The sequence below is a fragment of the Rhodovastum atsumiense genome, assembly GCF_937425535.1.
GTDB classification, from domain to species: domain Bacteria; phylum Pseudomonadota; class Alphaproteobacteria; order Acetobacterales; family Acetobacteraceae; genus Rhodovastum; species Rhodovastum atsumiense.
In genome coordinates, this window is the sequence record NZ_OW485601.1 from 2,146,935 (window position 1) to 2,165,864 (window position 18,930).

The 18,930-nt window shown below is 68.9% G+C and carries 20 protein-coding genes, 1 tRNA gene and 1 pseudogene; 10 read left to right on the plus strand and 12 right to left on the minus strand.

The features are described 5' to 3' along the window. Positions 1-104: 104 nt before the first annotated feature. The 6 genes from tsaD (at position 105) to trpS (ending at position 6,416) form a co-directional block, all read left to right on the plus strand. Entirely contained in the window at positions 105-1,211 is a 1,107-nt protein-coding gene (gene tsaD, locus NBY65_RS09750; RefSeq protein WP_250265651.1) for a tRNA (adenosine(37)-N6)-threonylcarbamoyltransferase complex transferase subunit TsaD, read from the plus strand. Continuing rightward, positions 1,208-2,029, plus strand: coding sequence for a 23S rRNA (adenine(2030)-N(6))-methyltransferase RlmJ (locus NBY65_RS09755; protein WP_150039657.1), 822 nt, complete (start codon positions 1,208-1,210; stop codon positions 2,027-2,029). Before tsaD ends, NBY65_RS09755 begins: the two co-directional genes overlap by 4 nt. After that, positions 2,022-2,987 carry an NAD(P)H-dependent glycerol-3-phosphate dehydrogenase gene (locus tag NBY65_RS09760; protein ID WP_150039656.1) on the plus strand — a complete coding sequence of 322 codons (966 nt, stop codon included), beginning with the start codon at positions 2,022-2,024 and terminating at the stop codon, positions 2,985-2,987. Before NBY65_RS09755 ends, NBY65_RS09760 begins: the two co-directional genes overlap by 8 nt. 234 nt (positions 2,988-3,221) lie before the next feature. Beyond that, positions 3,222-3,500 carry a hypothetical protein gene (locus NBY65_RS09765; RefSeq protein WP_150039655.1) on the plus strand — a complete coding sequence of 93 codons (279 nt, stop codon included), beginning with the start codon at positions 3,222-3,224 and terminating at the stop codon, positions 3,498-3,500. 100 nt (positions 3,501-3,600) lie between these two features. Next, positions 3,601-5,157 (plus strand): murein biosynthesis integral membrane protein MurJ, encoded by a 1,557-nt coding sequence (gene murJ, locus NBY65_RS09770; RefSeq protein ID WP_150039654.1) that lies wholly within the window; start codon positions 3,601-3,603, stop codon positions 5,155-5,157. A gap of 254 nt (positions 5,158-5,411) precedes the next feature. Further along, the gene (trpS, locus tag NBY65_RS09775) at positions 5,412-6,416 is read left to right on the plus strand and encodes a tryptophan--tRNA ligase (RefSeq protein ID WP_150039653.1); all 1,005 of its coding nucleotides are present in this window, start codon (positions 5,412-5,414) and stop codon (positions 6,414-6,416) included. 222 nt (positions 6,417-6,638) lie between these two features. Here the strand turns inward: trpS and NBY65_RS09780 are convergent. After that, a pseudogene (locus tag NBY65_RS09780) lies at positions 6,639-7,817 on the minus strand (IS701 family transposase); the annotation flags it as partial. A gap of 127 nt (positions 7,818-7,944) precedes the next feature. On the opposite strand from NBY65_RS09780, the gene NBY65_RS09785 reads away from it, so the two are divergent. Next, positions 7,945-9,159, plus strand: coding sequence for an SMP-30/gluconolactonase/LRE family protein (locus NBY65_RS09785; RefSeq protein ID WP_150042307.1), 1,215 nt, complete (start codon positions 7,945-7,947; stop codon positions 9,157-9,159). A gap of 90 nt (positions 9,160-9,249) precedes the next feature. On the opposite strand, the gene NBY65_RS09790 is transcribed toward NBY65_RS09785, so the two are convergent. Then, complete coding sequence (locus NBY65_RS09790; protein ID WP_162530668.1) at positions 9,250-9,411, minus strand: hypothetical protein; 162 nt, start codon at positions 9,409-9,411, stop codon at positions 9,250-9,252. Between the two features lie 16 nt (positions 9,412-9,427). Between NBY65_RS09790 and NBY65_RS09795 the strand changes: the two genes are divergently transcribed. Further along, complete coding sequence (locus NBY65_RS09795) at positions 9,428-11,374, plus strand: methyl-accepting chemotaxis protein (protein ID WP_150042308.1); 1,947 nt, start codon at positions 9,428-9,430, stop codon at positions 11,372-11,374. A 41-nt stretch (positions 11,375-11,415) separates the two neighbouring features. On the opposite strand, the gene NBY65_RS09800 is transcribed toward NBY65_RS09795, so the two are convergent. Continuing rightward, positions 11,416-11,952 carry a M23 family metallopeptidase gene (locus NBY65_RS09800; RefSeq protein ID WP_150042309.1) on the minus strand — a complete coding sequence of 179 codons (537 nt, stop codon included), beginning with the start codon at positions 11,950-11,952 and terminating at the stop codon, positions 11,416-11,418. A gap of 68 nt (positions 11,953-12,020) precedes the next feature. Next, positions 12,021-12,536, minus strand: a complete 516-nt coding sequence (locus NBY65_RS09805) for a M23 family metallopeptidase (RefSeq protein ID WP_150042310.1) — start codon at positions 12,534-12,536, stop codon at positions 12,021-12,023. A gap of 109 nt (positions 12,537-12,645) precedes the next feature. Here NBY65_RS09805 and NBY65_RS09810 point away from each other — a divergent pair, with 109 nt between their 5' ends. Next, positions 12,646-13,023 (plus strand): c-type cytochrome, encoded by a 378-nt coding sequence (locus tag NBY65_RS09810; RefSeq protein ID WP_150042311.1) that lies wholly within the window; start codon positions 12,646-12,648, stop codon positions 13,021-13,023. An 82-nt stretch (positions 13,024-13,105) separates the two neighbouring features. Here NBY65_RS09810 and NBY65_RS09815 read toward each other — a convergent pair whose 3' ends face one another. From NBY65_RS09815 to NBY65_RS09830, 4 genes are all read right to left on the minus strand, one after another. Further along, complete coding sequence (locus NBY65_RS09815) at positions 13,106-13,366, minus strand: GlsB/YeaQ/YmgE family stress response membrane protein (protein ID WP_150042312.1); 261 nt, start codon at positions 13,364-13,366, stop codon at positions 13,106-13,108. A gap of 76 nt (positions 13,367-13,442) precedes the next feature. After that, complete coding sequence (locus NBY65_RS09820; protein WP_150042313.1) at positions 13,443-13,922, minus strand: copper chaperone PCu(A)C; 480 nt, start codon at positions 13,920-13,922, stop codon at positions 13,443-13,445. Positions 13,923-14,401: 479 nt separating this feature from the next. Further along, positions 14,402-14,707 (minus strand): hypothetical protein, encoded by a 306-nt coding sequence (locus NBY65_RS09825; protein WP_150042314.1) that lies wholly within the window; start codon positions 14,705-14,707, stop codon positions 14,402-14,404. A gap of 164 nt (positions 14,708-14,871) precedes the next feature. Beyond that, positions 14,872-14,947 (minus strand) — tRNA-Ala (locus NBY65_RS09830). 98 nt (positions 14,948-15,045) lie between these two features. Between NBY65_RS09830 and NBY65_RS09835 the strand changes: the two genes are divergently transcribed. Beyond that, positions 15,046-15,474 carry a hypothetical protein gene (locus NBY65_RS09835; protein ID WP_150042315.1) on the plus strand — a complete coding sequence of 143 codons (429 nt, stop codon included), beginning with the start codon at positions 15,046-15,048 and terminating at the stop codon, positions 15,472-15,474. Here NBY65_RS09835 and NBY65_RS09840 read toward each other — a convergent pair. The 4 genes from NBY65_RS09840 to ahcY form a co-directional block, all read right to left on the minus strand. Continuing rightward, entirely contained in the window at positions 15,440-16,090 is a 651-nt protein-coding gene (locus tag NBY65_RS09840; RefSeq protein WP_150042316.1) for a 3-oxoacid CoA-transferase subunit B, read from the minus strand. The genes NBY65_RS09835 and NBY65_RS09840 overlap by 35 nt on opposite strands. Positions 16,091-16,106: 16 nt before the next feature. After that, complete coding sequence (locus NBY65_RS09845) at positions 16,107-16,826, minus strand: CoA transferase subunit A (RefSeq protein ID WP_150042317.1); 720 nt, start codon at positions 16,824-16,826, stop codon at positions 16,107-16,109. Between the two features lie 254 nt (positions 16,827-17,080). Beyond that, positions 17,081-17,557 carry a hypothetical protein gene (locus NBY65_RS09850; protein WP_250265652.1) on the minus strand — a complete coding sequence of 159 codons (477 nt, stop codon included), beginning with the start codon at positions 17,555-17,557 and terminating at the stop codon, positions 17,081-17,083. Positions 17,558-17,605: 48 nt separating this feature from the next. Then, positions 17,606-18,904, minus strand: a complete 1,299-nt coding sequence (gene ahcY / locus NBY65_RS09855; RefSeq protein WP_250265653.1) for an adenosylhomocysteinase — start codon at positions 18,902-18,904, stop codon at positions 17,606-17,608. Positions 18,905-18,930 lie beyond the last annotated feature (26 nt).

The window sequence follows — 18,930 nt, forward strand, 5'->3', positions numbered from 1 at the left end:
GTTTACTCTAGAACCAGCCGCTCCCTGAGGGGAAGTTCGGTCAGGTACAAGGGTGGAACGGCATGTCCAATCCGCTTGTCACTTTTGCTGTCCAGGAGTCAAGTGTGCCTGACAGATGGAGTCGCCTCCGCCCGGGGCCGGTGCTCGGGCTGGAATCGTCCTGCGACGAAACCGCCGCCGCGGTGCTGGCACCGGATGGGCAGATCCTGGCCGAGGCGGTGCTGAGCCAGGCGGATCATGCCACTTATGGCGGCGTGGTGCCCGAAATCGCGGCACGCGCCCATCTGGCGCATCTGCCCGGGCTGGTCGGGCAGGTGATGCGGCAGGCCGGGCTTGGCTTCGACGGGCTCGCCGGCATCGCCGCGAGCAGCGGCCCCGGGCTGATCGGCGGGCTGATCGTGGGCAGCGGCGTCGGCAAGGGCATCGCGCTCGCCCGTGGCCTGCCCTTCGTCGCCGTCAACCACCTGGAGGCGCATGCACTGACCGCCCGCCTGCCGGGGCTGGTGCTGGGCGGCGCGCCCTTCCCCTACCTGCTGCTGCTGCTCTCGGGGGGGCATTGCCAATGTATCGCGGTGGAAGGGGTGGGGCGGCACGTGCGGCTCGGCTCGACCATCGACGACGCGGTCGGCGAGGCCTTCGACAAGGTGGCGAAGATGATCGGGCTGGGCTGGCCCGGCGGGCCGGCGGTGGAGCGGCTGGCGGCGCAGGGTGATCCCACGCGCTTCGCCTTCCCGCGGCCGCTGCGGGGGCGGCCTGGCTGCGACTTTTCCTTCTCCGGGCTGAAGACGGCGGTGGCGCAGGTGGTCGCCGCCTATCCACCGGGACCGCTGCCCGCCCAGGACGCGGCCGACATCGCCGCGGGATTCCAGGCGGCGGTGGTGGATGTGATGGCGGACCGGGCGGCGCGGGCGATCGAGCTGTTCCGGGCCCGGCAGCCGGAGGGACGGCTGATGGTGGTGGGCGGCGGGGTCGCCGCCAACACCGCGCTGCGCACGGCGCTGGAGCGGGTCGCCGCCGCGCGCGGCTTCGGCTTCGCCGCGCCGCCGCTGCGGCTGTGCGGGGACAACGCGGTGATGGTCGCCTGGGTCGGCATCGAACGCCTGCGCCTCGGGCTGACCGACGCGCTGGACCATGCGCCGCGGCCGCGCTGGCCGCTGGATGCCGCCGACATGAGCCCGACCGGGGCCGGGCCCGCGGACATGCCCCGGTGAATTACCGGCACGCCTTCCACGCCGGCAATTTCGCCGACTGCGTCAAGCACGCCCTGATGGTCTGGCTGCTGCGGGCCATGCAGGCCAAGCCGGGCGGCGTGTTCGTGCTCGACACTCATGCCGGGATCGGCCGCTACGACCTCTCTTCCGGCCCGGCCGAGCGCACCGGGGAGTGGCGTGGCGGCATCGGCCGCCTGCTCGAGGATCCGCCGCCGGCGCTGGCCGATTACGTCACCCTGGTACGAGAGTGCGGCCTGTATCCCGGCTCGCCGGTGCTGGTGCAGGCGCTGTTGCGCCCGCAGGACCGGCTGGCCTGCTGCGAACTGCACCCGGAGGATCATGCAACGCTGCGCCGGACGCTGGCTGGCAGCGGGATCGCCGTGCATCATCGGGATGCCTGGGAAGCCCTGGGCGCATTGCTGCCGCCCCCGAGCGGGCTGCGGCGGGCGCTGGTGCTGGTCGATCCGCCGTACGAGGTCCCCGACGAGTTCGACCGGCTGGCCGCGGGGCTGGGGCGGGCGCATGCCCGCTTCCCCGCCGCCGTGCTGGCGGCCTGGTATCCGGTCAAGCACCGCGCCCCGGTCCGCGCCTTCCACACCGCCCTGCGCGAGAGCGGCCTGCGCGACGTGGTCGCGGCCGAGCTGTGGCTGCGCGAGCCGCTGGATCCGGCCCGGCTGAACGGCTGCGGCCTGCTGGTGGTCAACCCGCCCTGGCAATTCGAGGCGGCAGCCAACGATATCCTGCGCGCCCTGTTGCAGCGCCTGGGCACGCGCGAACACGGGGAGGGCGTCGCGGTGACGCGGATCGTCGATGAATGACCCGACAGTGAGAGACCTGGCGGTGATCGGGGCCGGCGCCTGGGGCACGGCGCTGGCGGTGCAGGCGGCGCGGGCCGGCAGCCGCGTGACCCTGTGGGCGCGCCATCCCGGAAACATCGTGGATGGCGAGAATCCGCGCCTGCCCGGCATCCGCCTGCCGGAAACGGTCACGGTGACCGGCGAGCTGCCTTCGGCGCCGCTGGTGCTGCTGGTGGTGCCTTTGCAGCACATGCGCGAGGTGGCGGCCCGGCTGCCCCCCGGCGGGCCGCTGGCGGTCTGCGCCAAGGGCGTGGAGGCGGGCACGCGGCGCCTGCCGCTGGAAGTGCTGGCCGAGATCCTGCCCGGACGGACGGCGGGGGTGCTGACGGGGCCGAATTTCGCCCACGAAGTGGCCGCCGGGCTGCCGGCGGCCACCGTGATCGCCGCCCTCGACCCGGCGCTGCGCGAGGCGGTGGCCGCGTCGCTCGGCACTCCCTCTTTCCGCATCTACGGCAATGACGACCCGGTGGGGGCCGAGGTCGGGGGGGCGGCGAAGAACGTGGTGGCGATCGCGGCCGGCGCGGTGGTCGGCGCCGGGCTGGGCGAGAACGCCCGCGCGGCGCTGGTCACGCGCGGCCTGGCGGAGATCGCGCGGCTGGCGGTGGCGCTGGGCGGCCGGGCCGAAACGGTGGCCGGGCTGTCGGGGCTGGGCGACCTGATGCTGACCTGTGCCGGCGTGGCCAGCCGCAACTACAGCCTGGGGCTGGCGCTCGGCCGCGGCGAGCGGCTGGAAGACATACTGGGCCGGCGCAGCGCCGTGACCGAAGGTGTGATGACGGCGCCCGCCCTGATCGCCCGCGCGGCCGAGCTTGGCGAGGAATTGCCGGTCTGTGCCGCGGTTGCGGCGGTGGTGACCGGGCAGATGACGGTGCTGCAGGCCATGGAAACGCTGCTTTCCCGTCCCCGGAAGGATGAATGACGGGTTTTTCGGCTTGGTTTCATACTTTGGCGCATAAGTCTTAGGAGAACCCCGCGCGTTCTGGAATGGCGCCGCGCAGGCCATGTTCCGCGTCGACGGCAGACGAGCCCATCTCATCCAACCCCACGCCCGCCCCTCCCGAGGGAGATGAACGGCGGATGAACAAGGGGATCAGGGGGAGTTCAGGTCTCTGGGCGCAGCGTTTGCCGGACCTGTTGCACGAGGAGCATGACCATGCGGAGCACCCTTTTCGCGACCGTCGCGGCGTTCGGTTTGCTGGCCGCGATCCCCGCCTTCGCCGATGCCCGCGACATCGTCGCCGACGGTGGTGACTACGTGGTGACCAACCAGACCGCCGATGGTGGCGACTACGTCGTCACCAATCAGCAGACCGCCGACGGGGGCGACTATGTCGTCACCAACCAGCAGACCGCCGATGGCGGCGACTATGTCGTCACCAACCAGCAGGTCGCCGACAGCGGCGACTATGTGGTGACCAATCAGGCGAGCTGATCCAGGACGGAACGAAGGGCCGGCGCCGAAAGGTAGCCGGCCTTTTCGTTTGTACGGCGACGGATGGCGGCGCGGCCCCGGCCTGGGCTAGAGCAGCCGCATGCTGCGCAGCATCCTCACCGTCGGCGGCTGGACCATGGTCAGCCGCGTCCTCGGCTTTCTCCGCGACATCCTGATCGCCGCCATGCTGGGGGCCGGTCCGGTGGCCGACGCCTTCTTCCTGGCCAACCGGCTGCCCAACCTGTTCCGCCGCCTGTTCGGCGAGGGCGCGTTCAACGCCGCCTTCGTGCCGGGCTTCGCCGGGGTGCTGGCCTCCGAGGGCCCAGCCGCGGCGCGCCGCTTCGCCGAGGAAGCGCTCGCGGTCATGACCTTCTGGCTGCTCGGCCTGACCGTGCTGGCCGAGATCTTCATGCCGCAGATCATGGGCCTCTACGCCCTGGGCTTCACCGACGAGCCGGAGAAATTCGCGCTGGTGGTGGAGCTGGCGCGGATCACCTTCCCCTACATGCCGCTGATCTGCCTGACCGCGCTGCTGTCGGGCGTGCTGAACGGGCTCGACCGCTTCGCCGCCGCGGCCGCCGCGCCGGTGATCTACAACGTGGTCTCGATCGGCTTCATGCTGGCCCTGCCCCCCTTCGTGCCGACGGTCGGGCATGCGCTGTCCTGGGGCGTCTCGGTCTCCGGCGTGGCGCAGATCGTACTTTTATACTGGGCGGTGCGCCGCGCCGGCATGTCGCTGCGCCTGCCACGGCCGCGGCTGACGCCACAGATGCGCCTGCTGTTCCGCCGCATGGGCCCGGGCCTGCTCGGCTCGGGGGTGATCCAGCTCAATCTCGCGGTGGATGCCTTCATCTCCGGCCTGCTGCCGGCGGGCACGGTCTCGGTGATCTATTACGCCGACCGGGTGAACCAGTTGCCGCTCGGCGTGATCGGGGTCGCGGTCGGCACGGCGTTGCTGCCGACGCTGTCACGCCAGGTGCGCGGCGGCGAACCCGGCCAGGCGGTGACCACGCTGAACCGCGCCATCGAGTTCGCGCTGCTGCTGACCCTGCCGGCGGCGCTGGCGCTGGTGGTGGCGGCGCTGCCGATCGTCTCCGTGCTGTTTGGTCGCGGCGCCTTCACGCCCGAGGACGCGCAGCGCGCCGCCGAGGCGCTGGCGGCCTACGCGGTCGGGCTGCCCGCCTTCGTGCTGGTGAAGGTGCTGGTGCCCGCCTTCTTCGCCCGCGGCGACACCAAGGCCCCGGTCTGGACCGGCACGCTGGCGGTGGTGGTCAACCTCGCGCTGAACTTCGCCCTGATGGGGCCGCTGCAGCACATGGGGCCGCCGCTCAGCTCCTCGATCGCGGCCTGGTTCAACGTGGTGCTGCTGGCCTGGCTACTGCACCGCCGCGGGCACCTGGCGACGGATGCCGAGCTGCGCCGGCGGGTGCCGCGCATGCTGGCGGCGGGGCTGGCGATGACCGCCGTGCTGTGGATGGTGGAGCGGACGGTGTTCGCGGCGCTGGGCGGCAGCTTCGGGCTGCGCTGGGTGGCACTGGCGCTGCTGGTTTCGGCCGGGCTGGCCGCCTATGGCGTCGCGGGCCAGTTGCTGGGAGGGTTCGACCTGCGCAAGGCGGCGCAGGCCGTGCTGCGGCGGCGCCGCGCGCCGGCGGAATGACCCAAGCCGGCGGCAGCTTGCGTTGCATAAGCGACGCGGCTAGGCTTGCCGTCATGGTCCGGATGAAGCCTCGAACCGATCGCCTCTGGCGGCGCTGGCGTCATAAGTCAGCGGCCTAGGTCCACGCTCCATCCGACGACACCGAAGCCGCCCCGCCAAGGCGGCTTTCGTCTGTCCAGGCCATACCCCGGCCTCCCGCGACGAGCACCCGCCAACCGTGGAGCGGCCCCACCCCAGGAGGCCACCGAATCCCCATGCAGCGCATCTTCTCCGGCATCCAGCCCACCGGCATTCCCACCCTCGGCAATTATCTCGGGGCGGTGCGGAACTGGGTGAAGCTGCAGCACGACCACGACTGCATCTACTGCGTGGTGGACCTGCACGCGATCACCGTCGCGCACGACCCCAAGGCACTGGCGCAGGCAACGCGGGAGATGGCCGCCGCCCTGATCGCCAGCGGCATCGACCCGAAGCATTCCATCCTGTTCCACCAGTCGGCGGTGCATGCACATGTGCGGCTGTCCTGGATCTTCGAATGCGTGGTGCGCATCGGCTGGCTGAACCGCATGACGCAGTTCAAGGACAAGGCCGGCAAGGACCGCGAGAACGTCTCGGCCGGGCTCTATACCTATCCCGCGCTGATGGCCGCCGACATCCTGGCCTACCACGCCACCCGCGTGCCGGTGGGCGACGACCAGCGCCAGCACCTGGAACTGGCCAACGACGTTGCGCAGAAATTCAATTTCGACTTCTGCGGCGGCGAGCCCTTCTTCCCGGTGATCGAGCCCGTGATCATGGGCCCGGCGGCGCGGGTGATGTCGCTGCGCGACGGCACCAAGAAGATGTCGAAATCCGACCCGTCCGACCAGTCGCGCATCAGCCTGACCGACGACGCCGACACGATCGCGCTGAAGATCCGCCGCGCCAAGACCGACCCGGAACCGTTGCCGGGCGAGCCCGCCGGACTCGAGGGCCGGCCGGAAGCGCGCAACCTGGTCGGCATCTACGCCGCCCTGACCGACAGCGACCATGCGGGCGTGCTGCGCGAGCATGGCGGCCAGGGCTTCGGCGCCTTCAAGGGGGCGCTGACCGAGCTGCTGGTGGACAAGCTGTCGCCGATCGCGGGCGAGATGCGGCGGCTGCTCGCCGATCCCGCCACCATGGACGCGATCCTGCGCGACGGCGCCCGCCAGGCCGAGGCGATCGCCGAGCCGATCGTGAAGAAGGCCGAGGATCTGGTCGGCTTCCTGCGCGTCTGAAACAACCCGATCGTGACTGCCCTGGCGCCTGTCGCCAGGGCTAGCATTACAGTTGCATTTTTCGTTTCAGATGCGAGCGTTGTGCAGCGGCTTGGTGGGCGCGTCGCCAGAGCGACCAGGCGATAACGTGTGCGGGCTGGATGCGTCGTTGCGCAAGACGTGTGGCGACGCGTCGGATTTCCTGCATGGACCAGCGGATGAGCTCGGCAGGTTTGTTGCTGTCCGCAGGATTGTTTTTGGGGGTGGCAGGCAGTTGGCATGGTGGCGGATGGTCGCCAGCATGGCGAAGGCAAGCATCACCAGGGAGACGTGGCGGTGCCAACCGTGCCAGGACCTGGTTTCGTTGTGGTCGAGACCGAGCTCGTTCTTCGTGGTTTCGAAGCTGTCCTCGATCGTCCAGCGCTGGCCTTCGACGGTCACCAACCTCTCGATGCCGGTTCCGGCCGGGCACCAGGTGGTGAAGTAGGCATATTCGCCGTCGGTGATGTTGCGCCGGATCAGCAGACCGCGGGTCCAGAGCCCACTCTGGCTATCGTCGTATTCGGCCGCCTTGAGGTCGGCCAGTTCAAAGTAGGCCCAGTCATAGAGCCGCGCTCCCTTGGTGCCCGCGCCCGCCGAGAGGCGCTTCCAGGCGGAGGGGGCAAGATCCTTCGCAATGTCTTCGGCGGTGCCCGATATCTCCGGCTTGCCGATCCAGGACTGGAAGGTCTGGTTCGATTTGACGCCGAGCACGTAACCCTTGCCCGCCTTGCGCAGCGCCATCTCGATCTCGCCCACGCCGTAGACCGTATCCGCCGCCACCCAGGCAAACGGTACGCCTGCGGTAATGGCTCGCCTGATCATCTCCATCGCCAACCGCGGTTTGGTGGCAAAGCTCACCCCGGGCGGCACATGCGCGGCCGTAAGGCGCGCCGGGGAGTCGGTCCAGGCTTTCGGCAGGTAGAGGGCACGGTCGATGAAGGCGTGGCCATGGCGCGACACGTAGGCGGCGAACACCCCGATCTGGCAGTTCGTGATCTTGCCCGCCGAGCCGGTGTATTGCCGCGCCACCCCGCAAGACGACTTACCCTGCTTGAGGAAGCCGGTCTCGTCGATCACCAGCACCGCTTCCGGGTCGGCCAGCGTCTCCAGCGCATAGTCGCGTACAATGTCGCGCAAGGCGTCGGCGTCCCAGCGACCACGACCGAGAATGGCCTGTTGCCGCCAGGGGCCCGAATCGCCTGCCGCCTCGGCACGCATCCAACCGGTCTTGCGCCGCTCAGGCCCGAGCAACCCATCCAGGAACTGCCCCGCAGAGGCCGCCACCCGGTCCTGCGTGAACAGAGAACGCATGCGGGCTTTCACATCCCGCAGCGACGACGCCCAGAGTTCGAGCGTCGTCTCCATGCCTGCACTGCTCATCCGTTCCTCCCACCAGCGCATCACACATGGAGAGGGAACAGAAAAAAGCAACTGTAATGCTAGGCTGCCTCCGCCGTCATGCCGCCGCCACCCGGCGGCACGGCCAAGAACCGGGGGAGGCAGTCCCATGCAGCACGCAGCCCTGCGCCGCGTCGACCCGACGCGCCGTGGTATCATCCGTGGCGCCACCGCCCTGGCCGGCGCGGCGGTGCTCGGCCCCGCCGCGCTGGCACAGCCGGCCGCAACGCCCGGCACGCCCCCGAGCGTGGTGACCAATCCGCCCCGGCAATGGGGCCGCGCCAGCCCGCCGACGATCTATCCCGATCCCGACATCATCGTACTCGATCCCTCGTTCGCCCAGTACATGCTCGGGATCACCGCGATGCACCGCCTCGCCACCGGGTTCAAATGGACGGAAGGGCCGGCCTGGTCGTCACAGGGACAGTACCTGGTGTTCAGCGACGTGCAGGCCAACACGCAGTACCGCTATCTCTGGGACGACGGCCGCGTCACCGCCTTCCGCCGGCCGTCCTACAACAGCAATGGCAACGCCTTCGATTTCCAGGGGCGCCAGCTCTCCACGCAGGATTTCTTCCGCCGCGTGGTGCGCTGGGAACATGACGGCACCCTGACCGTCATCGCCGACCGCTTCGAGGGCAAGCCGCTGAACTCCCCCAACGACCTGGTGGCGCATCCGGACGGCAGCATCTGGTTCACCGATCCCGCCTATGGCGCCACGCTGTCGGAAGGCCATCCGGACGTGGCCGGCGGCCCCACCAATCCGCAGGGCCTGCTCAATCCGCGCATCGGCGCCGAAAATGCCGAGGCGATCGGCGGGCAAAGGCGCGCGTTGCCGACCAATGTCTATCGCTGGGACCCGGGCGGGCGACTCGACGTGGTGATCACCGAGGACCAGATCCCCGACCCGAACGGGCTCTGTTTCTCGCCGGATCACCGCACGCTCTATGTCTGCAGCACTGGCAAGGGGCCGGGCGACACCGGCCCCGGCGGCCGGAACAGCATCTTTGCCTTCGACGTACAGGGACAGAAGCTCGGGGGCATGCGCCTGTTCACCGACATGGTGGTGGACGGCGTCCACTGCGGTCCGGACGGGGTGCGCACCGACGTGACCGGCGCGGTGTGGTGCAGCGCCAATGCGCCGCTCGGCTATGCCGGCGTGCTGGTGTTCAATCCCGCGGGCAGGCTGATCGGCCGGCTGCGACTGCCCGAGGTCGCGGCCAACCTGACCTTCGGTGGCCCCAAGCGCAACCACTTGCTCATTTGCGCCAGCCAGTCGCTGTACGTGCTGCAGGTACAGACACAAGGCGCCGCCCCGGGCTGACGGATCACAGAAACCAAATGGATCGATAATGATCCATTTTGATAATGGTCAATATTGTTTATGTTCATACGAATGCCTGACGTGCGTCAATCATATGATGATTGCAGTATCATCTATTGGATGAGAAGATTCCGATCCGATAAACAGAAAATCTTTTTCGGATTTTCCTGATTTTTCATCTGGAGCTTCGGCTGTGATCGATGTGGCTTCGCCCCAGGCCAACCAGAAGCGTTTTTCCGATCGAATCGGCATTATCTGGCGCCTGGTCGTGCCGACGACGCTCGTCGTCATCCTCGCCATGGCCGGATTGCAGGCCTGGACCATCCACGCGGTCGCCACCAGCGAGGAAGCGCGGGTGGCCGCCGAGCTACAGCACAGCCTGGAGTACCTGAAGGGACAATTGCGTGCCTTCGGGACCGAGTGGTCGGCGGGCGAGGACGGACAGTTGCGGCTCGGCACGACACCCCTGAACGGGCGCAACGATGTAGTGGATGCGGTCAAGGCGGCCACCGGCGCGGCCGCCACGATCTTCCTCGGGGACAGGCGGATCGCCACCAACATCACCCGCCCCGATGGCACACGCGGCACCGGCACCCCCCTCGCGGCGGGCCCGGCCCGGGATGCGGTGATCGGCACGGGACGCAGCTACCAGGGCGACAACGTCATCCTCGATATCGCCCATCGCACCATCTACGAGCCGATACGGGACGCGACGGGCCGGCCGGTGGGCATCCTGTTCGTCGGCGTGCCGGTCGCCCGTGTCTATGCCCTGCTCGACCGCATCACCCGCGACGCCCTGATCGGCGGGCTGACGGCGGCGCTGTCCTGCTGCCTGCTCACCGCCTGGCTGCTGCGGCGCAGCCTGGTGCCGCTCACGCAGTTCGCCGAGGTGATGCGCGCGATCGCGGCCGGGACGCTGGACAGGACCGTGCCGGGCGCAAACCGCTCCGACCAGATCGGCGCCATGGCGCGGGCGCTGCGGTCGCTGCGCGACACCGCCGCGCATGCGCGCACGCTGGAAGCCGAAGCCACCGCCGGCCGGGCCCGCACCGAGGCGGAGAAGCACAAGGTGTTGCTGGCGATGGCCGACAAGGTAGAGGCCGATACCGGCGAGGCCGCCCGCGCCGTCGGCGGCCGCGGCACCGAACTGGTGCGCATCGCCGGCGAGATGACGCATTCGGCCGACCGCACCGGGGAAGCCGCCGGCGAGGCCTCGACCGCCGCGGCGCTGTCGCTGGCCAACGTGCAGACCGTCTCCGCCGCGACCGAGGAGCTGGCGGCGTCGATCCACGAGATCTCCGGGCAGATGACGCATGCGGGCACGGTGATCGCCCGCGCGGTCGTGGCCGGTCAGGGGGCGCGCGACGCGATCACCATCCTGGGGCAGATGGTGGCGAAGATCGGCGATGTCGCGAACATGATCAACGCGCTGGCCGGCCAGACCAACCTGCTGGCGTTGAACGCCACCATCGAGGCCGCCCGCGCCGGCGAAGCCGGCCGCGGCTTCGCCGTGGTGGCCGGGGAAGTGAAGGCGCTGGCGGCGCAGACCGCGCGCTACACCCATGAAATCGGCCGCACCATCGCCGAAATCGATGCCGGCACTGGCGAGGCGGTGGCGGCGGTGGGACGGATGGCGGACACGATCGGCGAGGTGGAGGTGATCGCTGGTTCGGTCGCGACCGCCGTCGGGCAGCAAAACGCCGCGACCGACCGGATCACCCGGGGCATGGGGAAGGTGGCCGAGGTCACCCATGCGCTCGCTGCCCGCATCACCGACGTCGCCACCGAGGCCGGGACCGTACGGGACCGCGCGAGCATGGTGCATGGCAATGCCCAGGCCCTGGCGGACGAAACCGAGGCCCTGCGGCGCATGGTCGTGGCCACCGTGCGCAACGCCGCCCCGGAGGTCAACCGACGCACCGGCACCCGCTTCCCGGTCTCACTCACGGGACGGATGACGCTCGCCGATGGCCGGGAGATGCGGGCGCGGCTCGCCGACCTGTCCGAAGGCGGCGCCTGGCTGCAGGAGGCTCCGGCCCTGCCGGCCGGCACGAGCGGCATCCTGCACGTGGATGCGGTCGGTGTCCCGCTGCCCTTCGTGGTGCGGGCCGTCGAGGCGGACATGCTGCACGTTGCGTTCACGCTCGATGCCACGACCGCGGAGCGGATGCACGGGCTTCCCGCCCGGTTGTCGGGCAGGCCCGCCGCGGCATGAGCCTCGCTCGCTAAAAACGTCCGGTCGCCGTATCCGGCGGTTCAGCCGCCCCGGGAGCGGTCGGGCGCGCGCGCTTCCTCGAGCGGCTCACGCTCGGCGGGCGGGCGGGCACAGGCGGCAAGGGCGAGGTTGGGGCGCGGATCGACCGGTCTTCCGTCGATCCGGACCTCGAAATGCAGATGCGCCGTGGTGGCGCGTCCGGTGGCCCCGACGGCACCGAGCAGGGCGCCCACCCGCACCGTGGCCCCCGGCTGGATCCCGGCCGCGAAGCGGGAGAGATGGGCGTAGCGCGTCACCACCCCGTCCGGATGCTCCACGTCCACCATGTTGCCGTAGCCGTACCAGCGCCCCACGAAGATCACCCGCCCCGGCGCCGCGGCCCGGACCAGCGAGCCATGCGGAGCCAGCAGGTCGATGCCGGTATGCACCATCTCGCCGCGAACCAGAACGATGCCGCGCCCGACTGTTTTCAGTTGGGCAGCCGGCATCAGCATGCTGCGACAGGCGGCGCCGGCCTCGGTGGCCTGGAACACCAGCGTCAGCAGCAGAGCGAGGCAGAGGCGTCCTCGGATATGCATACACGCCCGGTAACATTCCCGTGCATGTCAGGCAAGCAAAAAGGTTTTAACTGGTACCTATTCCCCGATCAGCACGGCCTGACCCCCAGCCAGGGCGCGGGATCGACCGGCTGACCGCCGCTGCGGATCTCGAAATGCAGATGCGTGCCGTAGGTGATGCCGGTCCGTCCGACCCGTCCGACGCGCTCGCCCGCCGCCACCGTGGCACGGCCGTTCGCGATCGCCGGTGCCACGCTGCCCAGATGGGCATAGCGGGCAACATAGGCGCCCTGCCCGGCGGTCCCGCTGGCGATATCCACCTCCAGCCCGGATGCGCCGAGCCGCCGCACCGCCACCACCCGCCCCGCCGCGGCAGCCGTCACCCAGGTGCCGGCCGGGGCAGGCAGATCGATACCGTTGTGCATCCGGCTCGCATGCGGGCCAACCACGCCACGGGCCCCGAAGGGGGAAGAGATGCAGGCGGGCCGGACCGGCAGCAGCAGGGGCGTCCCGGCGGCGGCAGGGACCGGCGGCTGCGTCCCGTCCACCGGCGTGGCCGCCAGGCACAGCAACGCCAGGGCGGCCGGAGGGAAAACGGACTGCATGATGACGAGGACATACCAGCGGGACAGCGATCCGACCCATCCCTATGCGATCCCGCGGGTCCTGAATATACGACGGGCAGGATAACTGCCGGACAGGAAAGATCCCCGCATGCCCTCGCCCCGCCTTCTCGCGTTGCTGGCAATTATTGGTACAACCGTACTGAGTTTTCCGGCCCTGGCTGGTGATCCCGCTGCCGGTGAGCGCGTCTACAAGGCGCAGTGCAGTGCCTGCCATGCGATCGAACCCGGCAAGAACCGGGTCGGACCCAGCCTAGCGGGCCTGGTGGGCCGACAATCCGGTGCGGTCGAGGGCTTCAGGTACTCCAATGCCAACCGCAACGCGAACCTGATCTGGACCCCCGAGATCCTGGACCGCTACCTGATCAACCCGCGCGTGGTGATCCCGGGCACCATCATGGCCTATGCCGGGCTGCGCAACGACAAGCAGCGCGCCGACCTGGTCAGCTACCTCGAAACCCTGAAATAGCCGCCGCCGCCCCCCACGGGCCTGGAACGCAAACGGGCCGGCAGAGATTGCCGGCCCGTTCCGATTCATGACGCCGGGAAGGTCAGACGCTGCGGGTTCTGCCCACGATCGCGTGGTACAGCCAGAGCACCACGACCGCCCCGATCACAGCGACGATGAGGCTCCAGATATTGAATCCGGTGACGCCCACGCCGCCGAACGCATTGAAGATGAAACCGCCGACGACAGCACCGACAACTCCCAGCACGATGTCCAGAAGGATCCCCTGACCGGAGCCTTCCGAGAGCCTGCTGGCGATGAAGCCGGCAATCAGGCCAAGAATGATCCATCCGATGACCGACACGTGAGGTCCTCCCCTTGAGTCCGCCCCGAGGCGGTGACAGGGCAAGAACGCCGCGTGTCGGTAGGCGGTTCTTTCGTCAGTGCGCGTGAGCCGGCGGGGCGCTCGCGCCGGCCGCCGCCACCGCGACGGTCACCGTAACGGGCGGCGCCTTGGCGAAGGTCAGGGTCAGCGGGAAGCTCTCACCGGGCTTGAGCTGCTGCTTCAGGCCCATGAGCATCAGATGGTAGCTGCCGGGCTGCAGCGTGACCGGCTTGCCCGGCTCCAGCGCCAGGCCGCCGGCGACCTCGCGCATGCGCATGACGCCGTTGTCGTGGATGTGCTCGTGCACCTCCACCTTGCCGGCGACGGGCGAACTGCCGCCGGTCAGCCGGTCGGGCGCACCGCTGGCCTCGACGGTGACGAAGGCGGCCCCGGTCTGGGCGTTCGGGGCGGTGGCACGGGCCCAGGGCTGCGTCACCTTGGCGGTCTGCGCCCAGGCAGGGGCGGCGGCGATCAGCAGGGTGGCGAAAACGGCGACCCGGACAGGCAGGCCGGAGAAGGGAAGAATCTGGCGCATCGGGTACTCCTGGCAGGAAATTTCTGGGCGGATACAACAGGAGGTCAGCCGAGGCGGGGTGGCGCGCGGGACGCATAGGGGGGTGCCGGAGCCTGAGCGAGCGGCGCGATCCAGGCCACGGACACGGCCGGAAGAAGGGACATCCGTACGACCGGCAGCGCCGCCACGGACGGCGGCAACGCCGGCAGTGTGCCACTCTGGCAGCACGGACAGTCCAGGTGATCGGAGGACGAAGCAGGCAGGCCCGGATCACTGTGCCCGGGCCCACAGATCCCCCCCTGCGTCACGAAGGGATCGCTGCGACCGGACGGCACCGTGGCGGCCGGCCCGAGCAGGGCGAGCACGACGGCCACCGTCAGCTTAAGGAATATTGTCGGCCAGGATCGGGCGGGCCGGACAAAATGGAAAGGGGGCCGCATGGCAGCCCCCTACCTACGGGTTATGACCAAATGAGGCCAGTGTTTCGTCGCGCGGCCGGATCAACGCCAGGTCAGGCGCGGGCGACGGCCGCCGGTGCGGACGGCCCAGGCGGCGCCAATCACCAGTACCAGGGTGCCGAGGATCCAGAACACGGCGATGGTCGCCTGCGCGATCTCGTACAGGAAGTCGAGGACCACGCCGATCCGGCTGTTCAGGATGGGATCCTGCACCAGGCGATCAACCACGGCGAGCACCGGGTCGGTCAGGTCATCCAGCGCCTCCTGGGCGCCCCAGGACAGGGTCCACAACACCACCAATGCCGTGGTGGCAAGCACAAGACGGACCAAGACAGGCTTCACGGTCATTCGAACCTTCCAGACAGACAGGGGGGCTGGCATTTCCTCCCGAAAGCCAGACGAGACTTCCTGGCCGCGATTCGCCATGAACCGACGCAGGCCCGGAAGCCGTGATGTTACCTGGGAATGTTTTCCGAAACGTCAATCCCTGGCCCGGGTTCTCCGGGAAGGGATGGTGGAGCCAAGGGGAGTCGAACCCCTGACCTCCTGAATGCCATTCAGGCGCTCTCCCAACTGAGCTATGGCCCCACATCCGCCCGTTCGTCAGGGTTGGGTCCCGACGGCGGAGGCGCGCATATAGGCCTGACTCCGTCCTTTGATCAAGGCCTGGAAACGCAGGTTTTTGCATGACCGACCCGACTTCACCTGAGAGCAGCCCCCCCCGCGACGAAACCGAGGCGGTGGGGGCCGAGGCGGTGCTGCTGGAATGGCTGCGCGCGGTGCGCGGCCAGGCGCTGGCCGACCCGGCGGCGCTGCGGGCCTGGGCACGCGCCGACCCGGCGGCATTCCGGGCGGCCTTCGCCGGGTTCGCCGGCATGACCGCCGCGGCGGCGGTACTGGACGCGGCGGCCGGATGGTTGCTGGGGGCGGGCGTGCGGCCGGATGACCGCGTGTTCTGGGCCGGCGACCAGGCCGATCCGGCGCTTGCGGGGCTGGCCGTGACCGGCGCGGCGCTGGTGGCGGACCCGACGGGGGCGCGCTGCTTCGACCGCGCGCCCGCCTGGCCGCCCGCAGCGCCGGTCAGGCCGCCAGCGCCAGGTCCGGATGGACGGTGAAGGTCGCCTCGGTCTTCTGCACGATCTCGTCGACGCTGACGCCGGGGGCGATATCGACCAGCACCACGCCGTGCCGGCCGATCTCGAAGACGCCGAGATCGGTCACCACCTTGTTCACCACCCCCGCCCCGGTCAGCGGCAGGGTGCAGCGGCGCAGCAGCTTGGGCTTGCCGCCCGCGGTGTGCTCCATGACCACGACCACGCGGCGCACCCCCGCCACCAGGTCCATGGCGCCGCCCATGCCCTTGACCATCTTGCCGGGGATCATCCAGTTGGCCAGGTCGCCGGTCTCGGAGACCTGCAGCGCGCCCAGGATCGACAGGTCGATATGGCCGCCCCGCACCATGCCGAAGCTCGCCGCGCTGTCGAAGAAACTGGTGGTCGGCACCTGGGTCACGGTCTGCTTGCCGGCATTGATCAGGTCGGCGTCCTCCTCCCCTTCAAAGGGGAAAGGGCCCATGCCGAGCATGCCGTTCTCGCTGTGCAACTGAATCCGCATCCCCTCGGGGATGTAGTTCGCCACCAGCGTGGGGATGCCGATGCCCAGGTTCACATAGAACCCGTCCTGCAATTCCCGGGCGGCGCGGGCCGCCATCTCCTCTCTTGTCCAGGCCATCTCCTCTCCCTTTCCTTTATGCCGGCTGCGCCTGCCACTTGCGCACGGTCCGCTGCTCGATCCGCTTGTGCACCTGCAGCAGCGGCACGATGCGCTTGACGTAGACGCCGGGCGTGTGGATGTGGTCCGCCTCGATCTCGCCGGGCTCGCAGAGGATCTCGACCTCCGCGACGGTGACCTTGGCCGCGGTGGCCATGATCGGATTGAAGTTCCGCGCGGTCTTCCGATAGACGAGATTGCCCTCGGTATCGCCCTTCCAGGCATGCACGAGGGCCAGGTCGGCAAACAGGCCGCGTTCCATCACGTATTTGCGACCGTCGAACTCCCGCACTTCCTTGCCTTCGGCAACCTGGGTGCCCACGCCGGTCGGGGTGTAGAAGGCGGGCACGCCGGCACCGCCGGCACGGATGCGCTCGGCGAGCGTGCCCTGCGGGTTGAATTCGATCTCCAGTTCGCCGGCCAAGTACTGGCGCGCGAAGGTGGCGTTTTCCCCCACATACGAACTGATCATCTTGCGGATCTGACGGGTATGCAGCAGCAGGCCGAGGCCACAATCATCCACGCCGGCATTGTTGCTGATGACGGTGAGATCCTTGACGCCGGACTGGCGGATGGCATCGATCAGCACTGCAGGAATGCCGCAGAGGCCGAAACCACCCGACATGATGGTCATGCCTTCATGCAGCAGCCCCTCAAGTGCTGACGTGGCGTCGGAATATACTTTGTCTACCGCCATCCATTCCCTCCTGTTCGCTGCCGGCGAGCCTGCCATCGGCGGACATGGCCGACAATCTGACGCCACCCTGACGTCACGTGATTCTGTTCCGCTGCAACTCCGACCAAAGCCACGCAATTCCGCGTCAGGACCGGCAAAGCAAAACGGGCCGGGAACAAGGTCCCGGCCCGTGCGTGTCGATGGGAACAATGAGTTTGCCGCGACGCATGGCTTCATCGCGCCGCGGCATTCGCCTTATGCGGGGATGGCCCGGGTCATGCGACCGGACGCAGCCTGGCGGTGCGGGCGGCAGAAACAGGGGGCAGCGCATCCCGCTCGGGCGCGGTCAGCGGACGGCCACGGGCAAGTTCGGCGCGGATCTCCGCCACCAGGCCAGGGTTGGCGCGCCGGAGCTGCCCGACCCGCAGGGCAGCGGCGGCACCCGGCATCGGGGTGATTTCCCACCGCTCGAGGAACAGCAGGTCGGATGCAGAAGATTCGTCGCGAAAATGCGACAAGGCGCGTTGCACGGCCGCGGTCAATGGGCGCCGCAATGCGGCGACCTGAGTCGCAGCAATCGTATCCGGCATCGATATGAACTCCCCCCCGGGATCCGGAAAAAAAGACAGCACAGGGTCGGGGCAGACCGCCATGCCCATCCTACGGGAGAGTCCATAGCGCTTTTTCGGTTTACCGCGCCCTTCAAACAGATGATCTGTTGATGACATCACGGGCATGTCAAACAGGACCACATGCCCGGCGTCCGGGGCGGCCGCTGGCCGCCCCGTCGATGCAGGACCTCAGTAGCGATAGAGGTCGTGCTTGAACGGCCCGGCGACGGTGACGCCGATGTACTCGGCCTGCTTGGGAGACAGCTTGGTCAACTTGGCGCCGACCTTGGCGAGGTGCAGGGCGGCCACCTTCTCATCCAAATGTTTCGGAAGAGTATAGACCTGCCGCTGGTAGCGGCCTTCCGGGGCGGTCCACAGCTCGATCTGCGCCAGCACCTGGTTGGTGAAGCTCGCGCTCATCACGAAGCTCGGATGGCCGGTGGCGTTGCCAAGGTTCACCAGCCGGCCCTCGGACAGCACGATCAGACGCTTGCCGTCGGGGAAGACGACCTCGTCCACCTGCGGCTTCACGTTCTCCCACTTGTAGTTGCGCAGCGCCGCGATCTGGATCTCGGAATCGAAGTGCCCGATATTGCACACGATCGCGCGGTGCTTCATCGCCCGCATGTGGTCGATGGTGATGACATCGACGTTGCCGGTGGCGGTGACGAAGATGTCGGCGAGCGGGGCCGCATCCTCCATGGTGGTCACCTGGTAGCCTTCCATCGCCGCCTGCAGGGCGCAGATCGGATCGACCTCGGTGACCATGACGCGGCAGCCGGCCTGGCGCAGCGAGGCGGCCGAGCCCTTGCCCACGTCGCCGAAGCCGTTCACCAGCGCGACCTTGCCGGCCATCATCACGTCGGTGCCACGGCGGATGGCGTCCACCAGGCTCTCGCGGCAGCCATAGAGGTTGTCGAACTTCGACTTGGTGACGCTGTCGTTGACGTTGATCGCGGGCACCAGCAGGGTGCCGGCGCGCGCCATTTCCCACAGCCGGTGCACGCCGGTGGTGGTCTCCTCGGAGATCCCCCGCACGTCCTTGAGCATCTCGGGATAGCGGTTGTGCATCAGCAGCGTCAGGTCGCCGCCGTCATCGAGGATCAGGTTGGGCGTCCAGCCGTCCGGGCCGCGGACGGTCTGCTCGATGCACCACCAGAACTCGTCCTCGTTCATGCCCTTCCAGGCGAAGACCGGGGTGCCGGCGGCGGCGATGGCGGCGGCGGCGTGGTCCTGGGTCGAGAAGATGTTGCAGGACGACCAGCGCACGGTCGCGCCGAGATGCTCGAGCGTCTGGATCAGCACGGCGGTCTGGATGGTCATGTGCAGGCAGCCGGCGATGCGCGCGCCGGCCAGCGGCTTGCTGTCGCCATATTCCGCGCGGATCGCCATCAGGCCGGGCATCTCGTCCTCGGCCATGGAGATCTCTTTCCTGCCCCATTCGGCGAGGCTGATGTCCTTGACCTTGTAGTCGGCGGTGGCGGGCATGGCGTTAGGCTCCTGACGTTCGGCGG